Origin of the sequence: Helicobacter acinonychis (genome assembly GCF_900461455.1) — a bacterium.
Lineage (GTDB): Bacteria > Campylobacterota > Campylobacteria > Campylobacterales > Helicobacteraceae > Helicobacter > Helicobacter acinonychis.
The window spans coordinates 70,951-90,355 of record NZ_UGIA01000001.1; the positions used below are offsets into that span (position 1 = coordinate 70,951).

At 38.9% G+C, this 19,405-nt stretch carries 19 protein-coding genes and 1 pseudogene; 15 read left to right on the plus strand and 5 right to left on the minus strand.

Annotated elements, in window-relative coordinates:
* Positions 1–46: 46 nt before the first annotated feature.
* Positions 47–1,930, plus strand: coding sequence for a motility associated factor glycosyltransferase family protein (locus tag DYI00_RS00320; RefSeq protein WP_011578287.1), 1,884 nt, complete (start codon positions 47–49; stop codon positions 1,928–1,930).
* Between the two features lie 9 nt (positions 1,931–1,939).
* Here DYI00_RS00320 and DYI00_RS00325 read toward each other — a convergent pair whose 3' ends face one another.
* Positions 1,940–2,242 (minus strand): hypothetical protein, encoded by a 303-nt coding sequence (locus DYI00_RS00325; RefSeq protein WP_011578286.1) that lies wholly within the window; start codon positions 2,240–2,242, stop codon positions 1,940–1,942.
* Between the two features lie 20 nt (positions 2,243–2,262).
* The gene (locus DYI00_RS00330; protein ID WP_011578285.1) at positions 2,263–2,901 is read right to left on the minus strand and encodes a class II aldolase and adducin N-terminal domain-containing protein; all 639 of its coding nucleotides are present in this window, start codon (positions 2,899–2,901) and stop codon (positions 2,263–2,265) included.
* Between the two features lie 211 nt (positions 2,902–3,112).
* Here DYI00_RS00330 and DYI00_RS00335 point away from each other — a divergent pair.
* The 4 genes and pseudogenes from DYI00_RS00335 (at position 3,113) to DYI00_RS00350 (ending at position 6,921) form a co-directional block, all read left to right on the plus strand.
* Positions 3,113–3,944: pseudogene (locus DYI00_RS00335) on the plus strand (HrcA family transcriptional regulator).
* Positions 3,941–4,501, plus strand: coding sequence for a nucleotide exchange factor GrpE (grpE, locus tag DYI00_RS00340; protein ID WP_011578283.1), 561 nt, complete (start codon positions 3,941–3,943; stop codon positions 4,499–4,501). The pseudogene DYI00_RS00335 and the gene grpE overlap by 4 nt, the downstream one beginning before the upstream one ends.
* Before the next feature lie 27 nt (positions 4,502–4,528).
* Positions 4,529–6,391 (plus strand): molecular chaperone DnaK, encoded by a 1,863-nt coding sequence (gene dnaK / locus DYI00_RS00345; RefSeq protein WP_011578282.1) that lies wholly within the window; start codon positions 4,529–4,531, stop codon positions 6,389–6,391.
* A 245-nt stretch (positions 6,392–6,636) separates the two neighbouring features.
* On the plus strand, positions 6,637–6,921 hold the full coding sequence (locus DYI00_RS00350) for a hypothetical protein (RefSeq protein WP_011578281.1): 285 nt from the start codon (positions 6,637–6,639) through the stop codon (positions 6,919–6,921).
* Between the two features lie 24 nt (positions 6,922–6,945).
* On the opposite strand, the gene DYI00_RS07850 is transcribed toward DYI00_RS00350, so the two are convergent.
* Positions 6,946–7,110 carry a hypothetical protein gene (locus DYI00_RS07850; RefSeq protein WP_172460796.1) on the minus strand — a complete coding sequence of 55 codons (165 nt, stop codon included), beginning with the start codon at positions 7,108–7,110 and terminating at the stop codon, positions 6,946–6,948.
* Between the two features lie 77 nt (positions 7,111–7,187).
* On the opposite strand from DYI00_RS07850, the gene DYI00_RS00355 reads away from it, so the two are divergent.
* From DYI00_RS00355 to DYI00_RS00375, 5 genes are all read left to right on the plus strand, one after another.
* A complete protein-coding gene (locus DYI00_RS00355) occupies positions 7,188–8,102 on the plus strand; it encodes a PLP-dependent cysteine synthase family protein (RefSeq protein WP_011578279.1) in 915 nt (304 codons plus the stop codon).
* A 25-nt stretch (positions 8,103–8,127) separates the two neighbouring features.
* Complete coding sequence (locus DYI00_RS00360) at positions 8,128–9,270, plus strand: cystathionine gamma-synthase (protein ID WP_104709203.1); 1,143 nt, start codon at positions 8,128–8,130, stop codon at positions 9,268–9,270.
* A gap of 35 nt (positions 9,271–9,305) precedes the next feature.
* Positions 9,306–9,779, plus strand: coding sequence for an S-ribosylhomocysteine lyase (locus DYI00_RS00365; protein ID WP_011578277.1), 474 nt, complete (start codon positions 9,306–9,308; stop codon positions 9,777–9,779).
* A gap of 282 nt (positions 9,780–10,061) precedes the next feature.
* Entirely contained in the window at positions 10,062–11,759 is a 1,698-nt protein-coding gene (locus DYI00_RS00370; RefSeq protein ID WP_104709202.1) for a methyl-accepting chemotaxis protein, read from the plus strand.
* Positions 11,760–11,789: 30 nt separating this feature from the next.
* Positions 11,790–12,560, plus strand: coding sequence for a glycosyltransferase family 2 protein (locus tag DYI00_RS00375; RefSeq protein ID WP_011578275.1), 771 nt, complete (start codon positions 11,790–11,792; stop codon positions 12,558–12,560).
* Here the strand turns inward: DYI00_RS00375 and DYI00_RS00380 are convergent.
* Positions 12,532–13,278, minus strand: a complete 747-nt coding sequence (locus tag DYI00_RS00380; RefSeq protein WP_104687672.1) for an outer membrane beta-barrel protein — start codon at positions 13,276–13,278, stop codon at positions 12,532–12,534. The two genes, DYI00_RS00375 and DYI00_RS00380, sit on opposite strands and share 29 nt — an antisense overlap.
* A gap of 155 nt (positions 13,279–13,433) precedes the next feature.
* Positions 13,434–15,854, minus strand: a complete 2,421-nt coding sequence (gene ppsA / locus DYI00_RS00385; protein ID WP_011578273.1) for a pyruvate, water dikinase — start codon at positions 15,852–15,854, stop codon at positions 13,434–13,436.
* A 176-nt stretch (positions 15,855–16,030) separates the two neighbouring features.
* Between ppsA and DYI00_RS07855 the strand changes: the two genes are divergently transcribed.
* The 5 genes from DYI00_RS07855 (at position 16,031) to rplT (ending at position 19,279) form a co-directional block, all read left to right on the plus strand.
* On the plus strand, positions 16,031–16,171 hold the full coding sequence (locus DYI00_RS07855) for a hypothetical protein (RefSeq protein WP_011578272.1): 141 nt from the start codon (positions 16,031–16,033) through the stop codon (positions 16,169–16,171).
* 44 nt (positions 16,172–16,215) lie between these two features.
* Positions 16,216–18,054, plus strand: a complete 1,839-nt coding sequence (gene thrS, locus DYI00_RS00390; RefSeq protein WP_011578271.1) for a threonine--tRNA ligase — start codon at positions 16,216–16,218, stop codon at positions 18,052–18,054.
* Positions 18,051–18,662, plus strand: a complete 612-nt coding sequence (gene infC / locus DYI00_RS00395) for a translation initiation factor IF-3 (RefSeq protein ID WP_011578270.1) — start codon at positions 18,051–18,053, stop codon at positions 18,660–18,662. The genes thrS and infC overlap by 4 nt, the downstream gene beginning before the upstream one ends.
* Positions 18,643–18,837, plus strand: coding sequence for a 50S ribosomal protein L35 (gene rpmI, locus DYI00_RS00400; protein ID WP_041600228.1), 195 nt, complete (start codon positions 18,643–18,645; stop codon positions 18,835–18,837). Before infC ends, rpmI begins: the two co-directional genes overlap by 20 nt.
* Before the next feature lie 91 nt (positions 18,838–18,928).
* Positions 18,929–19,279 carry a 50S ribosomal protein L20 gene (gene rplT / locus DYI00_RS00405; protein WP_011578269.1) on the plus strand — a complete coding sequence of 117 codons (351 nt, stop codon included), beginning with the start codon at positions 18,929–18,931 and terminating at the stop codon, positions 19,277–19,279.
* Positions 19,280–19,405: the final 126 nt, after the last annotated feature.

The window sequence follows — 19,405 nt, forward strand, 5'->3', positions numbered from 1 at the left end:
AGCCCTTTGAGCTAAGGGGCGTTAGCCCTTTTTATAAGTTAGAATAATGGGTATTTATCAAAAAAACTTACAAGCCCTTTTTAAAAGAGACCCTCTTTTATACGCAAAGCTCAAAGCCATTAAAGGAAACAAAAAATACGAAGTGTTTTTAGGGAATGATAGTGCGAATTTCAACTTGCTAGATAAAGAGACAAACACTCTCCTATTTGAAAAAAGCCCGCTAGACTCAAGCTTAGAGCAATATAAAAATAGCGAAATTTACATGCTCTATCCTTATTTGTATTATTTTGGCTTGGGTAATGGCGTGTTTTATCGCTTGCTTTTAGGCAATGGGAATTTAAAGCGTTTGGTAGTGATTGAGCCTGAAATAGAGATTATTTTCATTGTGTTGAATCTTTTGGATTTTTCCACTGAGATTTTAGAAAACCGCTTGATTTTATTGCATGCGGATTTTTGCAATTACAACATGATAGCTTCCTTGTTTGATATGGATAAAAAGTCTCGTTTATACGCAAGAATGTATGATTTAAAAATCTTTAATGTTTATTATGAACGCTATTCTCATCAAATGGTAGAAATCAACCAGCATTTCACGCGCGCTTTAGAGCATGGCGCTATTAGCGTGGGTAATGACGCTAAAGACGCGCTTATAGGCATTAAACAACATATCGCTAATTTGCCTGAAGCCATTCAAAGCCCTAGTTTAGTGGATTTTGTGAATGCTTTAAAAAACAGAGACACCGCCATTATTGTTTCAACTGGGCCTAGTTTGAACAAGCAACTCCCCCTTTTAAAAGAAATCGCTCCTTATGCGACGCTCTTTTGTATAGACGCTTCTTTCCCTATTTTAGCTAAAGCCGGTATCAAGCCTGATATTGTGCTGTCTTTAGAAAGGGTGGATTTAACGGCGAAATTCTATGAAGAAACGCCCCTAGATTTTCAAGAAGGCGTTGTTTTTGCTTTGACTTCCATTGTGCATAAGCGTTTGATTAAAGCGATTAAAAAGGGGGTTAAGCAATTTAGTTTCCGCCCCTTTGGATACACCAACCTTTTTAATTTACACCAATATGGTTATGTGGGCATAGGCATGAGTGCAGCGAACATGGCGTATGAATTGGTGGTGCATTCTCGTTTTAAAAGATGCGTGTTCATAGGGCAGGATTTGAGCTTTTCACAAAGCGGTAACAGCCATGCCAGTGGGGCGATTTATGGCGATAGGGAAATCAAACCTAAAGAAAATAAAGACAAGATTTTTATAGAAAAATATGGGGGTAACGGAGAAGTAGAGACCACTTTAGTGTGGAAACTTTTCTTAGAATTTTTTGAAAAAGATATTTTTAACACGCCCTATAAATTAGAAGTCATTAACGCTACTGAAGGGGGGGCTAGGATTAAAGGGACTAAAGAAATGCCTTTTAAAGAAGTGTGCGAAAAAATAGATAAATCTAAGCCAAAGCCCCCTATCAATCTAAACTATCCCACTAAATTAGAACAGGCTAAAAATCTAAAAATCGCTGAGCAAAAATGCGAAGAAATGATCGCATACGCCAAAGAGAAAAAAACTCAAATTGAGAAAGTGTTTTTAAAAGTGGCGCCATTTTTAGAAGCAGTGGAAAAACTTCATGAAGAGGAAAAATTAGAAGAGTTGGATTTTAAAGAATTAGAAAATTTAAGCGCTGAAATTGATAACATTAAAGAGCTTTTTGATGACAAGCAATTTAATGCGTATTTTATGGATGCGATACAATCTTATATTTTCCATCAAGAATTGCATATCGCTGAAATCGTGTGCAAGAAAACGGATAATAAAGACGAGTTAAGGGCCAAGCAATTAGAATACATTTATGCACATAAATACTGGCTTTTTAGTTTAGCGGGTGGGATTGATTGCGTGATAGAAGCGATTAAAATGGCTTTGAAAGAATGGTAAAACCCCTTTTTAAGCGTATGTGTCTAGTTTAGAATAAATTTGAGAAGGGGTTTGGCTACTAGGATCAACAAGACTTGTTTCAACTTGGGATTTGTCTTTGATTTCGCCGTCGTTATTGATAGCGTTTAAAAGTTGTAGTCTGTCAAAATTAGGGGCGTTTTGCGTATTGTTTTCATTAAAACCATCTTGAACGCTGCTTTGTCGTAAATCTTGCTCCACTTGATCCCTATCTTTTATTGTTGCGTCATTATTGATATTATTCAAGGTTTGGAGCTGCGTGAAGTTAGGAGTGTAATGGGTGTTGATGGTCATGTTTTATCCTTTTAAACTTTTTACACGCTCAATCGTGGATCATTATTATAACAAAAATCCATTAAATCGCCCAATCGTAAAACCTTGCATGAGTTTTCAATCAAATCAAAAACTTCCATGAGTTTAGAAAGCTCTCTATGGTAGGCAAAAATCCCACACCCTTTAATGAAAACAAAATATTTTTTGCTCTCTTGCAACTGGCGTAAAATTTCTGTATCCGCTCTTTCTTGCCAATTGTCATAATCTTTGGGGTTAAAAATCGTTACTTCTTCGCCCAAAGAACGATACCCTAAATAATCTCTAGGGAGCAACCGGTTATGGCGCAAAGAATACGCCAAACTGTAAGGAGGGCGTGCATAAGCGATGAATTTAGCGTCCAAAAACTCCTTATACACGCTCGCATGGATAGGCGAATCTAGGCTCGCTTCTTTCCAACGATAATCTATCTTGTCATGCAAGACTAATAGGGTGTTTTCATCCAATTGATCAAAAATAGCGTTTCTTTTATTGATCACAAATTGGTTAGTGCCAATGCGTGCAGAAATTGAGCCTTGATAAAGCCCAAAAAAACCCTTTCTAAACATGGATAATGAAATGCTTTTGAGCGAATGAATAAGCTCGCTGTCAATACCTCTTGTGTGTGTGTTCATGTTTGGCATGATAACAAGTTTTTTTAACAAAAGGATATGATTGACCCAACAGATCCAAATTAAACTAACTCTATAAAAAATCCTAATTTAGTCATAGTAAGTAAATTTAGTGATATATACTAAACTTTAAAGAAAAATCCTGTAATTTTTATCACTTGTTTTAAAAAAGTGACAGATTATTAACTTTTCATGCTATAATGCGAGAGTCATTCCATTAAAAATGGCGATTGACGAGATATTTTTAAAAAATGATGTTAAGAAGAATTGAAGTAGGTTCTAATTTGAATAAAAAAGAGAGTTTGTTAGATGCGTTTGTTAAAGCCTATCTGCAGACCTTAGAACCCATTAGTTCTAAACGCTTAAAAGAGTTGGCGAACTTGAAAGTGTCTTGCGCGACGATTAGGAATTATTTTCAAGTCCTTTCTAAAGAGGGCATGCTCAATCAAGCCCATTCTAGTGGTGCTAGATTGCCCACTTTTAAGGCGTTTGAAAACTATTGGCACAAGTCATTAAGCTTTGAAGTTTTAAGCGTGAATGAAAAACACCTAAAAAGCGCTAGTGAGAATTTTGGGCTTTTTGTTTTGTTAAAAAAACCCAGTTTGGAGCGTTTAGAAAGAGTTATTGAGTGCGAAAAACGCTTTTTGATTTTGGATTTTTTAGCGTTTTCTTGCACGATTGATTACAGCGTTAAAATGGAGAAGTTTTTGTTGGAGCTTGTGGGTAAAAGCGTTAAAGAAGTGCGCTTGATCGCTGCTTCTGTCAATGCGTTGAGTTTGGCTAGACAATTAGAGCATTTGGAGTATTCCAACACGCAAATTGCACGCTTTAATCTAATGGGGTTAAAAACGCTTTTAAACAGCCCTTTGTTTTTTGACATTTTAGGGGGTAAGATTTTAGAGCGTTTGAAAAAAGGGTTGCATTTTATAGAGCCTAATCACATGTTAGTGGCGCGTCCTATAAAATTTAAAAACATGCAAGTGCAACTGCTTTGTGTAGGGAAATTGGAATGCGATTATGAAGGGTTTTTTCAAACCATTAAGGAGGAACGATGAAAGATGAACACAACCAAGAACACGATTTAAGCCAAAAAGAGCTAGAGTCTTGCGAAAATTCTTGCACTTGTGAAGGAAAAAAACAAGAAGCGAGCGAAAAAGAATGCGAGATTAAAGAAGATTTTGAGCTTAAATACCAAGAAATGCACGAAAAATATTTGAGGGTGCATGCGGATTTTGAAAATGTGAAAAAGCGCTTAGAAAGAGACAAGAGCATGGCGTTAGAGTATGCGTATGAAAAAATCGCGCTAGATTTATTGCCGGTGATTGATGCACTTCTTGGGGCTCATAAGAGCGCTTCAGGAGATGATAAAGAGAGCGCTTTAACGAAAGGCTTGGAGCTTACGATGGAAAAGTTGCATGAAGTTTTGGCAAGGCATGGCATTGAGGGGATTGAATGCTTAGAAGAATTTGATCCCAATTTCCACAATGCGATCATGCAAGTCAAAAGCGAAGAAAAAGAAAATGGGAAAATCGTGCAAGTTTTGCAACAGGGTTACAAGTATAAAGGTAGGGTTTTAAGGCCTGCAATGGTGAGCATTGCTAAAAACGATTAAATTTATTTTAAAAAGAAAGGATAACACATGGGAAAAGTTATTGGAATTGATTTAGGGACCACCAACTCTGCAATGGCAGTGTATGAGGGTAATGAGGCAAAAATTATTGCTAATAAAGAGGGTAAAAACACCACTCCCTCTATTGTAGCTTTTACGGATAAGGGCGAAATTTTAGTGGGCGAGAGCGCCAAAAGACAAGCGGTTACTAACCCAGAAAAAACCATTTATTCTATTAAAAGAATCATGGGCTTGATGTTTAATGAAGAAAAAGCTAAAGAAGCTGAAAAACGCTTGCCTTATAAGATTGTGGATAGGAATGGGGCTTGCGCGATTGAGATTTCAGGCAAGGTTTATACCCCTCAAGAAATTTCAGCCAAAATTTTAATGAAACTTAAAGAAGATGCTGAAAGTTATTTAGGCGAGAGCGTTACCGAAGCAGTGATCACAGTTCCAGCTTATTTTAATGATAGCCAAAGGAAAGCGACTAAAGAAGCAGGCACAATTGCAGGGCTTAATGTTTTAAGGATTATCAATGAGCCTACAAGCGCGGCGTTAGCTTATGGTTTGGATAAAAAAGAGAGCGAAAAAATCATGGTTTATGATTTGGGTGGGGGGACTTTTGATGTTACCGTGCTAGAAACAGGCGATAATGTCGTAGAAGTTTTAGCCACAGGAGGCGATGCGTTCTTAGGGGGCGATGATTTTGACAATCGTGTGATTGATTTCTTAGCCACTGAATTTAAAAACGAAACAGGCATTGAAATCAAAAATGATGTGATGGCGTTGCAACGCCTAAAAGAAGCGGCTGAAAACGCTAAAAAAGAATTGAGTTCTGCGATGGAAACTGAAATCAACTTGCCCTTTATCACAGCGGACGCTACTGGACCTAAACACTTGGTTAAAAAACTCACTAGGGCTAAATTTGAAAGCTTGACAGAGGATTTGATTGAAGAAACGATTTCTAAGATTGAAGGCGTGATCAAAGATGCAGGGCTAACCAAAAATGAGATTTCAGAAGTGGTGATGGTGGGCGGATCCACTCGTATTCCTAAAGTTCAAGAAAGGGTGAAAGGGTTTATCAACAAAGAGTTGAATAAGAGTGTGAATCCCGATGAGGTCGTAGCGGTGGGTGCGAGCATTCAAGGGGGCGTGTTAAAAGGCGATGTGAAAGATGTGCTTTTATTAGATGTTACGCCTTTAAGCCTTGGGATTGAAACTTTAGGGGGCGTGATGACTAAAGTCATTGATAGAGGCACGACTATTCCTGCGAAAAAATCTCAAGTGTTCTCAACCGCTGAAGACAACCAGCCCGCTGTGTCTATTATGGTTTTACAAGGCGAAAGGGATTTAGCAAGGGATAATAAATCTTTGGGTAAATTTGATTTGCAAGGCATCGCTCCAGCTCCAAGGGGTGTGCCTCAAATTGAAGTAACCTTTGATATTGACGCTAATGGGATTTTAACCGTGTCAGCGCAAGATAAAAATACCGGTAAAAGCCAAGAGATTAAGATTTCTGGCTCTAGTGGGTTATCTGATAGCGAAATTGAAAAAATGGTTAAAGACGCTGAGTTGCACAAAGAAGAGGACGCTAGGAAAAAAGAAGTGATTGAAGCGAGAAACCATGCCGATAGTTTAGCGCACCAAACCCAAAAGAGCCTTGATGAGCACAAGGCGAATTTGAATGAAAACGACGCTAATGAGATCCAAAACGCCATTAACGCCCTTAAAGATTGCATCAAAAATGACAACGCCACTAAAGCTGAGCTTGAAGACAAAACGAAAGCGTTAGTGCAAGCGGCCCAAAAACTAGGCGAAGCTATGGCGAATAAAAACAACGCCGAGCAACCCAAGAAAAAAGACGATGATGTGATTGATGCGGAAGTGGAATAAAACGCCTAAAACTTCTTTTAAGCGAGCGGATTTGATAAAAATCCGCTTGTCTTTCTAATTTCCATCAATTGAATACTGATTGTAAAATTTAAAAAATATTCAAAGGCATTTTTTTAATCAAAATATAAAAGAACTTGTGTGAACAAGCGATAATTTTATTCAATCAAAATAAAGCCTTTTTTTGATCAAACCCCTTGACTTCTCTCTCTCTCGTATAATAAAAGAAATTTTTTAAAAGGAGAATAATGGCTACAAGCGTTAATTTAGGAAAGAACAAGATTGTTAAAAAAGGATTGGTGGGGTTTTCTTGGACAACTTTATTTTTTGGTTTTTTCGTGCCTGCTATTAGGGGAGATATGGGATGGGCAATACTCATGTTGATTGTTGGAATTTTCACTCTTGGTCTAGCCAACATAGTATTTGCTTTTATATACAATAAAAAATACACAACCAAACTTTTGGAAGATGGTTATGAGCCTATGGATGAATATTCTAGTGGAGTGTTACGAGCAAAAGGCATTATTCCTTGAGGAAAATTTTGCCATATAATCAGTTCAAAACTCTTTATTGCCATAAGCGGTGTATAAAAGTGTGTGTTTTTCAATATTAACATGCCTTTTTAAAAGCTTGCAATCACAACCCATTAAATAAGGGGCCGTGTAGTAAGCCCTTAAATTCACGCTCTCTTGCTTGGTTAAATGTTTAGGGGTTCTAATCAAAACCCCTTACTCCATTTAATGAGTTTAGGCATAATAATAAAAATTATTGCTACCCTTTATTATTATTAGGAGGAATGATGATTATCACCGCAATGCAAGACGCCATTGGCCACACTCCCATTTTTAAATTCACTAGAAATTACCCTATCCCAAAAAATTCTGTCATTTACGCCAAACTAGAGCATCTAAACCCAGGAGGGAGCGTTAAAGACCGCTTAGGCCAATATCTCATAAAAGAAGCGTTTAGAACGCACAAAATCACTCCCACAACAACCATTATTGAGCCTACTGCGGGCAATACCGGCATCGCTCTAGCGTTAGTTGCGCTCAAACACCATCTTAAAACGATCTTTGTTGTCCCAGAAAAATTTAGTGTAGAAAAACAACAAATCATGAAAGCTTTGGGAGCTACAGTAATCAACACGCCTACTAGTGAGGGGATTTCTGGAGCCATTAAAAAAAGTAAAGAGTTAGCCAAAAGTATCCCTGATAGCTATTTGCCCTTACAATTTGAAAACTTTGACAATCCTAATGCCTACTACCACACTTTAGCCCCTGAGATTTTCCAAAAATTAGGCACAGGGCTTACGAGCTTTGTAGCTGGGATAGGTAGCGGTGGCACTTTTGCGGGCACAGCCGCCTATTTAAAAGAACGCATTCCTACTATTCGCTTGATTGGCGTAGAGCCGGAGGGTTCTATTTTGAATGGGGGAGAGCCTGGACCTCATGAAATTGAGGGCATTGGCGTGGAGTTTATCCCTCCGTTTTTTGCAAACTTGGATATTGATGGCTTTGAAACGATCTCAGATGAAGAGGGTTTTCATTACACTAGGGAATTAGCCAAAAAAAACGGCTTGTTGGTGGGGAGCTCTAGTGGGGCAGTTTTTGCGGCAGCGTTACGAGAAGTGCAACGCCTCCCCAATGGTAGCCAAGTTTTAACCATTTTTCCGGATGTTGCCGATCGTTATCTCTCAAAAGGTATTTATTCATAAAAAATTCAATAAAAAAGGAAAAATCATGCACATGCAAACCAAATTGATCCATGGGGGCATTAGTGAGGACGCAACAACGGGGGCGGTAAGCGTGCCTATTTATCAAACTTCCACCTACCGCCAAGACGCCATAGGCCGTCCAAAGGGCTATGAATACTCTCGCTCAGGCAACCCTACGCGCTTTGCATTAGAAGAACTTATCGCCGATTTAGAAGGGGGGGTTAAGGGGTTTGCTTTTGCCTCTGGTTTAGCCGGAATCCACGCTGTCTTTTCTCTCTTTCAATCAGGCGATCATGTGTTATTGGGCGATGATGTCTATGGGGGGACTTTTCGCTTATTTGACAAGGTGCTTTCTAAAAATGGGCTTTCTTGCACCATTATAGACACTAGCGATATACCTCAAATAAAAAAGGCTATTAAACCCAACACCAAAGCCCTCTATTTAGAATCCCCTAGTAACCCCTTGCTTAAAATCACGGATTTGAAGCAATGTGCAAGTCTTGCTAAAGCTCATGGTCTGCTCACTATCGTGGATAACACCTTTGCCACGCCTTATTACCAAAACCCTCTTCTTTTGGGAGCGGACATTGTAGTGCATAGCGGCACAAAATATTTAGGCGGGCATAGCGATGTAGTCGCTGGGCTTGTAACCACTAATAATGAAGCACTAGCCCAAGAGATCGCCTTTTTCCAAAACGCTATTGGGGGGGTGCTAGGTCCTCAAGATAGTTGGCTGTTGCAAAGAGGGATTAAAACGCTAGGATTGCGCATGGAAGCCCATCAAAAAAACGCCCTTTGTGTGGCTGAGTTTTTAGAAAAACACCCTAAAGTAGAGAGGGTTTATTATCCAGGCCTGCCCACTCACCTTAATCACGATCTAGCCAAAGCTCAGATGCGTGGTTTTAGCGGAATGCTTTCTTTCACCCTCAAAAACGACAACGAAGCAACTCCTTTTGTAGAGAATCTTAAATTATTTATTTTAGGCGAGAGTTTGGGTGGGGTGGAAAGTTTGGTAGGCATTCCAGTGCTCATGACCCATGCGTGTATCCCTAAAGTGCAACGAGAAGCTGCAGGGATTAGAGATGGTTTGGTGCGCTTGTCTGTGGGGATTGAGCATGAAAAGGATTTGTTAGAAGATTTAGAGCAAGCGTTCGCTAAACTAGGCTAAAGTTTCATCACAATTTATGGGTAAAGGAATCAAAAATGAAAACGCCAAACACAAAAATGAATGTAGAAAGTTTTAATTTGGATCACACCAAAGTCAAAGCCCCCTATGTGCGCATAGCCGATCGCAAGAAAGGCATCAATGGGGATTTGATTGTCAAATACGATGTGCGCTTCAAGCAACCCAATCAAGAGCATATGGACATGCCAAGCTTGCATTCTTTAGAGCATTTAGTTGCTGAGATTATCCGTAACCATGCCAATTATGTTGTGGATTGGTCGCCTATGGGTTGTCAAACGGGATTTTATCTCACGGTGTTAAACCATGACAATTACACAGAGATTTTAGAGGTTTTAGAAAAGACGATGCAAGATGTACTTAAGGCTACAGAAGTGCCTGCCAGCAATGAAAAGCAATGCGGTTGGGCGGCTAACCACACTTTAGAGGGCGCCAAGAATTTAGCACACGCCTTTTTATCCAAACGAGATGAGTGGTCTGAAATAGGGATTTAAGGGGTGATTAGGGGGAGAGTTATGGCAAAATACCTCCTGTCCGATCATAAGCTTCACTATTAAAATAAATTTAGATTTAAATAAAATTTTTGTTATTTATTTTTTAAGCCTAACTTAAAAAAGAGTGTTTTATAATCCTAACTCGTTGGTTTTCTATTTTCAGTGGTTTCAAACCATTGGGTTTTAATTTAATTTTGCACCTCTCATTTTTCGGGGGGGGGGCATTTAGAAGCTAAACCCTAAAACTGGGGTTTGACTTAAAAATGATATTATAGGAGATAAATGATGTTTGCTTCAATATTTTCTTCATTGGGGGTGCGTATTGTGCTGGTCGTGTTAGTTGCACTTTTGGGTTTAGGAGGGTTGTCCATTAGTTTGGTAAAGGTTATGCAAAAAGATGTGCTAGAGCAGATCATGGGGCATTTAGAAACCGAGCAATACAGAAAGCGTGAAAAAACGCTCGCTTACATGACCAAAATTCTTGAACAAGGCATTCATGAGTATTACAAAAATTTTGATAATGCTACCGCAAGAAAAATGGCACTGGATTATTTTAAACGCATTAATGATGATAAAGGCATGATTTATATAGTGGTGGTGGATAAAAATGGGGTGGTATTGTTTGATCCTGTCAATCCCAAAACCATAGGCCAATCAGGGATTAGCTTGCAAAGCGTTGATGGGGTGTATTATGTTAAGGGCTATTTGGAGGCGGCTAAAAAAGGGGGAGGCTACACTTATTATAAAATGCCCAAGTACGGTGGGGGCGTGCCGGAGAAAAAATTCGCTTACTCACATTATGATGAAGTGTCTCAAATGGTGATCGCAGCGACTTCTTACTACACTGATATTGACGCCGAGAATAGGGCGATTAAAGAAGACATAGAGAAGGCTTTCAATGAAAGCACCGCAAAATTATTCCTTTGGATATTGATAGCAACAATAGCGTTAGCGGTTTTAACGCTGATATATGCGAAATTAAAGATCGTGAAACGCATTGATGATCTAGTCCTTAAGATCAACGCTTTTAGCCATGGGGATAAGGATTTGAGAGCCAAAATTGATGTGGATGATCGCAACGATGAAATCTCGCAAGTGGGGCATGGAGTCAATTTGTTTGTAGAAAAAGCCCGTTTGATTATAGAAGAGACTAAGGGGATTTCCACTCTCAATAAGACTTCAATGGACAAATTAGTCCAAATCACAAAAGAAACCCAAGAGAGCATGAAAAATTCCTCAACCACCTTAAATTCTGTGAAAGATAAAGCCACTGATGTGGCTAGCGTGATGAGCGCTTCTATAGAGCAGTCTCAAGGGTTAAGGAAGCGTTTGATTGAAACGCAAGGGCTTGTGAAAGAGAGCAAGGATGCGATCGGAGATTTGTTTTATCAAATCATAGAGGCCGCACACACTGAAGAAGAGCTGTCTAATAAAGTGGAACAATTGAGCCGCAACGCTGATGATGTCAAATCCATTTTGGATATTATCAATGATATTGCTGATCAAACGAATTTATTAGCCCTAAACGCTGCTATTGAAGCCGCAAGAGCCGGTGAGCATGGCAGAGGCTTTGCGGTGGTGGCTGATGAAGTTAGGAATTTAGCCGGACGCACTCAAAAGTCTTTAGCGGAAATCAACTCTACTATCATGGTGATTGTCCAAGAAATTAATGATGTGAGCTCGCAAATGAATCTCAATTCGCAAAAAATGGAGCGTTTGAGCGATATGAGTAAAAGCGTGCAAGAAACTTATGAAAAAATGAGTGCTAATTTAAGTTCAGTCGTTTTAGACAGCAATCAAAGCATGGACGATTACGCCAAATCCGGACGCCAAATTGAAGCGATGGTAAGTGATTTTATAAAGGTTGAAAAAGTGGCTTCTAAAACTTTAGCTGACTATTCAGATATTTTAAAGATCGCTACGCATGTGAGTGAAACAACCAAGAATTTAGACAAACAAGTGAATCTGTTTAAAACTTAGTTGGGGGGAGTTTATTATAAAAGGGTTTAATTGCTAAAAGTTTCAGTGATCACGGCGTGTTTTAATAGTGAAAAAACCATTGAAGACACCATTCTTTCCGTACTTAATCAAACCTATAAAAATATTGAATACATCATTATAGACGGATCTAGCACGGATAGCACTTTAGAAATCATTCAAAAATATAAAGACGAAATCGCTTGCGTAGTGAGTGAAAAAGATAAAGGCATTTATGACGCCATGAATAAGGGCATAAGGCGTGCAAGTGGGGATATTATCGCTTTATTGAATAGCGATGATTTTTACAAAGATGAGTTTGTTTTAGAAAAAGTGGTGCACGAGTTTGAAAACAAATGCTGCAATAGCGTGTATGCAGATCTGGTTTTTGTCAAGCCTAATTGTTTAGAAAAAGTGGTGCGCTATTATGAAAGTGGGGAGTTTCACCCTAAAACTTTACTTTATGGCGTCGTGCCAGCACACCCCACGCTCTTTGTCAAAAAAGAGATCTATGAACGCTATGGGCTATACAAAACCGATTATAAGATTTCAGCGGATTTTGAGATGATTATCCGCTTGTTTGTGGTGCAAAAAATAAGCTTTTCTTACTTGAAAGAAGTGTTAGTAATCATGCGCACCGGTGGGGCTAGCACGAAAGGGTTTAAAAGCCTTTTATTAAGGAATAAAGAAAACATAAGAGCGTGCAAAGAAAACGGCATTCAAGCGAATGTTTTTTCCATGCTTTTAAAATACCCTAGAAAAGTTATGGGCTTGTTTAAAAGGAAACGACTAAAGAGAGGTTAGCGTTAAATCGTGGTTTGAATTTTTCTTGATGGTTGTTATAAATGTAAGAGACGCTTCTTACTAAAGGCATTTCAATCCCTAATTGCAAGGACAAATAGCCGATAAAATCCACGATAAAACCAAAGCGAAAGGGGGCTTGAAAAAAGGTTTTTTTGGTTCTTGGAATGATTGTTGTGATAGCACCTGGTCTAATCGTATCCACTAATAACACCCCTTGCTCTAAAGCGATACCCAAATAACTCCTAAAACGATAAGGTTTTTTATCTGCAAAAATAAAAGAAAAATCTAACCCACCCCCATAATTTTGCACCATTAAAATTTGAGGTTGAGAGAGGGAAACAGAATGAAAATAGTTATAGGCACTAAAGACTCTAAAACCGATCTTAGGGTGGTTTCTTAAAAAATGCTCTAAGCCGGTAGCGGTGTTAAACCCTATGCTATTAGCTACAAGAGTCAAGCTTTGATTAGAGGTTGAAAAAGTGGCTTGCGAATAGTTGTATCCAAAAATGAAAAAGAATTTAAGGCTTTTTTCCAAAGCGCTTTTTAAGATTTGCTGGTTTTTGTCTAAAACTGGCTCGTTAGTGGTTGGTTTTTTGGGTTTTTTAGGTTCGTCTTTATTTTTAAAGTTTTCCAAGAATTGAGACCAAGTGATTTCGTTAGCTTCTAAAAAGAGTGGGTTCAACGATAAAAAGAGGCAAACGATAAACAGAATTTTCAAACACAGCCTTAAATTTTTACGGCTATTGTGCCTAATGATCTTAAATTGACTTTAAATTGCAAGAGTTTTGACCGCTTTATTTTAGGGTAAAACTTTTTAGGGGATATGGGGTATTTTACCCCATAAAATCATTTTAAGTTGGTGGGCGTTTGGAATTATCTTTTTAACTCTTTTTCTAACTTGGCTATGGCGTTCCAAGTGGGGATCACGCTATCAGGGTTTAAAGAAATGGAAGTGATGCCCTCTTTGACTAAAAACTCTGCCACTTCAAGGTAATCGCTTGGGGCTTGCCCGCAAATCCCGCAATATTTGTTGTGCCTTTTACAAGCTTCAATCGCTTTTTTAAACATTATTAGCATCGCTTCATTCCTTTCATCAAAGACATGGCTGACTAATTCGCTGTCTCTATCCACGCCTAGGGTGAGTTGGGTTAAATCGTTTGAGCCAATAGAAAAGCCATCAAACAAGCTTAAGAAATCATCAGCCAAAATAACATTGACCGGTAATTCACACATGATATAAATTTCAAGCCCATTTTTACCGGATTCTAAATTGTTTTTTCTTAAGATTTCTAAGACTTTTTTACCCTCTTCAATGGTGCGCAAAAAAGGGATCATCACTTTCATGTTGGTTAAGCCCATTTCTTCTCTCACTAACGCTAAAGCTTCACACTCCCACGAAAACGCTTCGTTATAGCTTTCTGAATAATACCGACTAGCCCCCCTATAGCCAAGCATGGGGTTTTCTTCATTGGGTTCATAGCTAGAGCCGCCAAGCATTCGCATGTATTCATTGGATTTGAAATCGCTAGTCCTTACAATGACAGGTTTAGGATAAAACGCTGCACTTATCATGCCAATGCCTTCAGCGATTTTTTTCACAAAAAAATCTTTAGGGTTAGTATAGCCTGCCATAAGGTTTTCAATTTCATTTTTTTCTTTCACGCTTTTTTTGTGGTGCAGATCCACTAAAGCTAAAGGGTGGGCTTTGATTTGATTTAGAATAATCATTTCCATTCTAGCCAACCCCACGCCGTGATTAGGGAGTTGAGAAAATCCAAAGGCCTTTTCAGGGTTTCCAATATTAATATAAATCTTTGTTTGGGTTTCTTGCATGTTGGAAAGCTCCACCCTTTCAATCTCATGCTCATAAATGCCCGCATACACATAACCTTCTTCACCCTCAGCGCAAGAAACCGTGATTTCCATGCCGGTATAAAGGCTATCAGTCGCTCCGCTCACGCCAACAATCGCTGGCACGCCAATTTCTCTAGCCACAATAGCGGCATGGCAAGTGCGCCCCCCACGATTGGTGATAACCGCGCTTGCTTTTTTCATGCAAGGCTCCCAATCTGGGTCGGTATTATCCGTAACTAAAATTTCGCCCTCTTTAAAAGAATTCATGTGTTCCAAGTCATTGATGATGCGCACTTTTCCTGAGCCAATTTTACTGCCAATCGCTCTGCCTTGTAAGATAATCTCTTTTTTTTCGTTAGGGTTTTTGAATTTGAATTTTTCAAAGACTTGACTTTCTTCTTTACTTTTTTGGCTTTGAACGGTTTCTGGGCGTGCTTGAACGATAAAGATTTCCCCACTATCGCCATCTTTAGCCCATTCTATATCCATGGGGCGGTATTGTTTGGCTTCTTTAGAGTAATGTTTTTCAATTTCAATGGCGTATTTGGCTAAAATCAGCACATCTTCATCGCTCAATGAAAAGGATTGCCATTCTTTTTTGGTGGTTTTAATGTTTCTAGTGGGGTGTTCGCTACCTCTTGGGGCATAGACCATTTTTTGCGTTTTATTGCCGAGCTGTCGTTTGATAATAGGGCGTTTGTTTTGCTCTAAAGTGGGCTTAAACACATAAAATTCATCAGGGTTTATCGTGCCACCCACCACATTTTCGCCTAACCCCCAAGCTGAAGTGATAAACACCGCATCTTTAAAGCCGGTTTCAGTGTCAATAGAAAACATCACTCCCGCGCTGCCTTTATCCGCTCGCACCATTTTTTGCACCCCCACACTCAGCGCGACTTTTAAATGATTAAACCCACGACTCGCCCTATAACTAATCGCTCTATCCGTAAAAAGCGACGCCAAACAAGACTTGATATAATGGATCAACTCTGTTTTACCCTTAATGTTTAAATAAGTGTCTTGCTGCCCAGCAAAAGAAGCGTCCGGTAAATCTTCGGCGGTAGCGGAACTTCTTACAGCTACATCGGCTTCTTTCATGTTGTATTGTTGGCTTAAAATTTCATAAGCTTGAAAAATCTCATCCCTTAAATCGCTTGGAAAAGGCGTGCCAAAAATAAGCTCTCTGATTTGTTTGGATCGGATTTTTAGCACATCAATTTCAGTGGCATCAACATTTTCTAAAAGCTCTATGATTTTTTGCTTAGCCCCACCTTGCTCTAAAAGATACCAATACGCTTCGCTCGTGATCGCAAAACCATCAGGCACTTTAATGCCAATAGGCACTAATTCTTGAAACATCTCGCCAATGCTAGCGTTCTTGCCCCCAACTAGATTCACATCTTTATTGTTCAACTCTTTGAAAAACTTGATATATCGCACAAAACTCCCTTAAAATTACCATTAAGTCTCTTAAAATAAAAACCTGATAATGATAGCATGATAGAGCTTTAGTTTTAGCTAGTTTGTGTGTTAAGCTTTTTAAACGGGGTGAGCGTTTTATTGGTTTATGATTTTATTGTATAATGAGCGGTATTTTTGAATAGAAAGGGGCGATTTTGTATAGGCAGTGGTTACAGTGGTTATTCAATGCACTTTGTGTAGTGTTTTTGCAAGCATGCTTGCAGCCTATGAGCGACCCTAAAGCTGAGAAAGTGGATGCACAAGTGCAATGCGGGTTTGGCTCAAAAGATTGCTAAAAGCATCAAAAAAGTATTAAGAAAGGAAACATAAGTTTTAAAGAATGAGTGCGGAATTGATTGCCGTTTATAAAGACGAGCAAATAATAGATTTGGAGAGCGCGAAAGTTTTAGGACTAAGCGATGGGGTTAAGGCGTTAAAAGGGAGCGAGCCGATATATTTTGATGATTCGCCTTTGGCTTTAGAAGTGATCAGGCATTCATGTGCACACTTGCTTGCACAAAGCTTGAAAGCCCTTTATCCGGACGCGAAATTTTTTGTAGGCCCTGTGGTGGAAGAAGGCTTTTATTATGATTTCAAAACCGCTTCAAAAATCAGCGAAGAAGATTTGCCTAAAATTGAAGCGAAAATGAAAGAGTTTGCAAAATCAAAGCTCGCTATCACTAAAGAAGTTTTAACCAAAGAGCAAGCCTTGGAGCGTTTTAAGGGCGATGAATTAAAGCATGCGGTCATGAGTAAAATCAGTGGCGATGCATTTGGCGTGTATCAACAAGGCGGGTTTGAAGATTTGTGTAAGGGACCGCACCTCCCAAACACTCGCTTTTTAAACCATTTCAAGCTCACTAAATTAGCTGGGGCTTATTTGGGTGGCGATGAAAAAAATGAAATGCTTATTAGGATTTATGGCATCGCTTTTGCCACTAAAGAGGGCTTAAAAGACTATCTTTTTCAAATAGAAGAAGCAAAAAAACGAGATCACAGAAAGCTAGGCGTGGAGCTAGGGCTTTTTAGCTTTGATGATGAAATAGGGGCGGGCTTGCCTTTGTGGTTGCCTAAAGGGGCAAGGCTTAGGAAACGCATAGAGGATTTATTGAGTAAGGCGTTACTTTTAAGAGGCTATGAGCCGGTCAAAGGCCCTGAGATCTTAAAAAGCGATGTGTGGAAAATCAGCGGGCATTATGACAATTACAAAGAAAACATGTATTTCACCACGATTGATGAGCAAGAATACGGCATAAAGCCTATGAATTGCGTGGGGCATATTAAAGTCTATCAAAGTGCTTTACACAGTTATAGAGACTTGCCTTTAAGGTTTTATGAATACGGCGTGGTGCATCGGCATGAAAAAAGCGGCGTGTTGCATGGGCTTTTAAGGGTTAGGGAATTTACCCAAGATGATGCACATATTTTTTGCTCTTTTGAACAGATTCAAAGCGAAGTGAGCGCGATTTTAGATTTTACGCATAAGATCATGAAAGCGTTTGATTTTAGCTATGAAATGGAGCTTTCCACAAGGCCAGCTAAATCCATAGGCGATGATAAAGTCTGGGAAAAGGCCACCAACGCTTTAAAAGAAGCCTTGAAAGAGCATCACATTAATTATAAGATTGATGAAGGGGGAGGGGCTTTTTATGGGCCTAAGATTGATATTAAAATCACCGACGCTTTGAAGCGCAAATGGCAGTGCGGCACGATCCAAGTGGATATGAATTTGCCTGAACGCTTCAAACTCGCTTTTACGAATGAGCATAATAACGCTGAACAGCCTGTGATGATCCACAGAGCGATTTTAGGCTCGTTTGAAAGGTTTATTGCGATTTTAAGCGAACATTTTTGGGGGAATTTCCCTTTCTTTGTCGCACCCACTCAAATCGTTCTCATTCCTATTAATGAAGAGCATCATGTTTTTGCTTTGAAATTAAAAGAAGAACTAAAAAAGCGCGATATTTTTGTAGAAGTGCTGGATAAAAATGACAGCTTGAATAAAAAAGTGCGTTTAGCCGAAAAACAAAAAATCCCTATGATTCTAGTTTTAGGGAATGAGGAAATGGAGACAGAAATCTTATCCATTAGAGACAGAGAAAAACAAGCTCAATATAAAATGCCCTTAAAGGAGTTTTTAAACATGGTTGAATCTAAAATGCAAGAGGTTAGTTTTTGAGTAGAAACGAAGTGTTGTTAAATGGAGACATTAATTTTAAAGAAGTGCGTTGCGTGGGTGATAATGGCGAAGTGTATGGGATCATTTCTTCTAGAGAAGCCCTAAATATCGCTCAAAATTTGGGCTTGGATTTAGTTTTGATTTCAGCGAGTGCAAAACCCCCTGTGTGTAAGGTGATGGATTACAATAAATTCCGCTACCAAAATGAAAAGAAAATCAAGGAAGCTAAGAAAAAGCAAAAGCAAATTGAAATCAAAGAGATCAAGCTTTCCACTCAAATCGCGCAAAATGATATTAACTATAAAGTCAAGCATGCGAGAGAATTTATTGAAGCGAATAAACATGTCAAATTCAAAGTGGTTTTAAGGGGTAGGGAGAGCCAAAACTCAAGAGCTGGGTTGGATGTGCTTTTTAGAGTCCAAGCCATGATGGAAGATTTGGCTAACCCTGAAAAAGAGCCAAAAACGGAAGGTCGTTTTGTTTCTTGGATGTTTGTGCCTAAAGCTAAAGAAGCCTCTAAAAACGAAAAGAAAACTAAAGAAAATAATCCGCCTTTTAATAATATTAACCTTATGAAAGGAGAAAATCATGCCAAAAATGAAGACTAATCGCGGTGCGTCCAAGCGTTTCAAAGTCAAAAAAAATTTGATCAAACGCGGTAGCGCTTTTAAAAGCCATATTTTGACTAAAAAAAGCCCTAAGCGTAAAGCTAGTTTGAATGCGCCAAAACATGTCCATCAAGCTAATACACATTCTGTCATGTCGTTGCTTTGCAAGGCTTAAGAATTGTTAGTTAGTGGATTTAAGCCCCTTATTTAAGGGAAAGTCGTTTAAAAAACGCACCTAAAAATATTTTAAAAAGAAAGGTAAAGAAATGAGAGTTAAAACAGGTGTTGTGCGCAGAAGACGCCATAAAAAAGTCTTAAAACTCGCTAGAGGGTTTTATAGTGGCAGAAGAAAGCATTTTAGAAAGGCTAAAGAACAGCTTGAAAGGAGCATGTATTACGCCTTTAGAGACCGCAAACAAAAGAAAAGAGAGTTTAGGAGTTTGTGGGTGGTAAGGATCAATGCGGCTTGCAGAATGCATGATACAAGTTATTCACGCTTCATGCATGCCTTAAAAGTGGCTAACATTGAGTTAGATCGCAAGATTCTAGCAGACATGGCCATGAATGACATGCAAGCCTTTAAAAGTGTGTTAGAGGGCGTGAAAGAGCATCTCTAATCTATTTAGTTTTATCAAAAAAGCGAGAGGGGATTTAGGGATTTTTGTTAAAAAAAATTCCTAAAATGGATTTTTACTCCAAATTGTTTTTATTCAATCGCTATTTTAATCAAAAAGCAAGTAATT

Coding starts and splice junctions, on each gene's coding strand:
- DYI00_RS00365 (WP_011578277.1), top strand. CDS start 9,306: ATGAAAACGCCAAACACAAAAATGAATGTAGAAAGTTTTAATTTGGAT.
- DYI00_RS00370 (WP_104709202.1), top strand. CDS start 10,062: ATGATGTTTGCTTCAATATTTTCTTCATTGGGGGTGCGTATTGTGCTG.
- DYI00_RS00355 (WP_011578279.1), top strand. CDS start 7,188: ATGATTATCACCGCAATGCAAGACGCCATTGGCCACACTCCCATTTTT.
- dnaK (WP_011578282.1), top strand. CDS start 4,529: ATGGGAAAAGTTATTGGAATTGATTTAGGGACCACCAACTCTGCAATG.
- DYI00_RS00330 (WP_011578285.1), bottom strand. CDS start 2,901: ATGCCAAACATGAACACACACACAAGAGGTATTGACAGCGAGCTTATT.
- DYI00_RS00325 (WP_011578286.1), bottom strand. CDS start 2,242: ATGACCATCAACACCCATTACACTCCTAACTTCACGCAGCTCCAAACC.
- rpmI (WP_041600228.1), top strand. CDS start 18,643: ATGCCAAAAATGAAGACTAATCGCGGTGCGTCCAAGCGTTTCAAAGTC.
- rplT (WP_011578269.1), top strand. CDS start 18,929: ATGAGAGTTAAAACAGGTGTTGTGCGCAGAAGACGCCATAAAAAAGTC.
- DYI00_RS00350 (WP_011578281.1), top strand. CDS start 6,637: ATGGCTACAAGCGTTAATTTAGGAAAGAACAAGATTGTTAAAAAAGGA.
- DYI00_RS00320 (WP_011578287.1), top strand. CDS start 47: ATGGGTATTTATCAAAAAAACTTACAAGCCCTTTTTAAAAGAGACCCT.
- grpE (WP_011578283.1), top strand. CDS start 3,941: ATGAAAGATGAACACAACCAAGAACACGATTTAAGCCAAAAAGAGCTA.
- thrS (WP_011578271.1), top strand. CDS start 16,216: ATGAGTGCGGAATTGATTGCCGTTTATAAAGACGAGCAAATAATAGAT.
- DYI00_RS00360 (WP_104709203.1), top strand. CDS start 8,128: ATGCACATGCAAACCAAATTGATCCATGGGGGCATTAGTGAGGACGCA.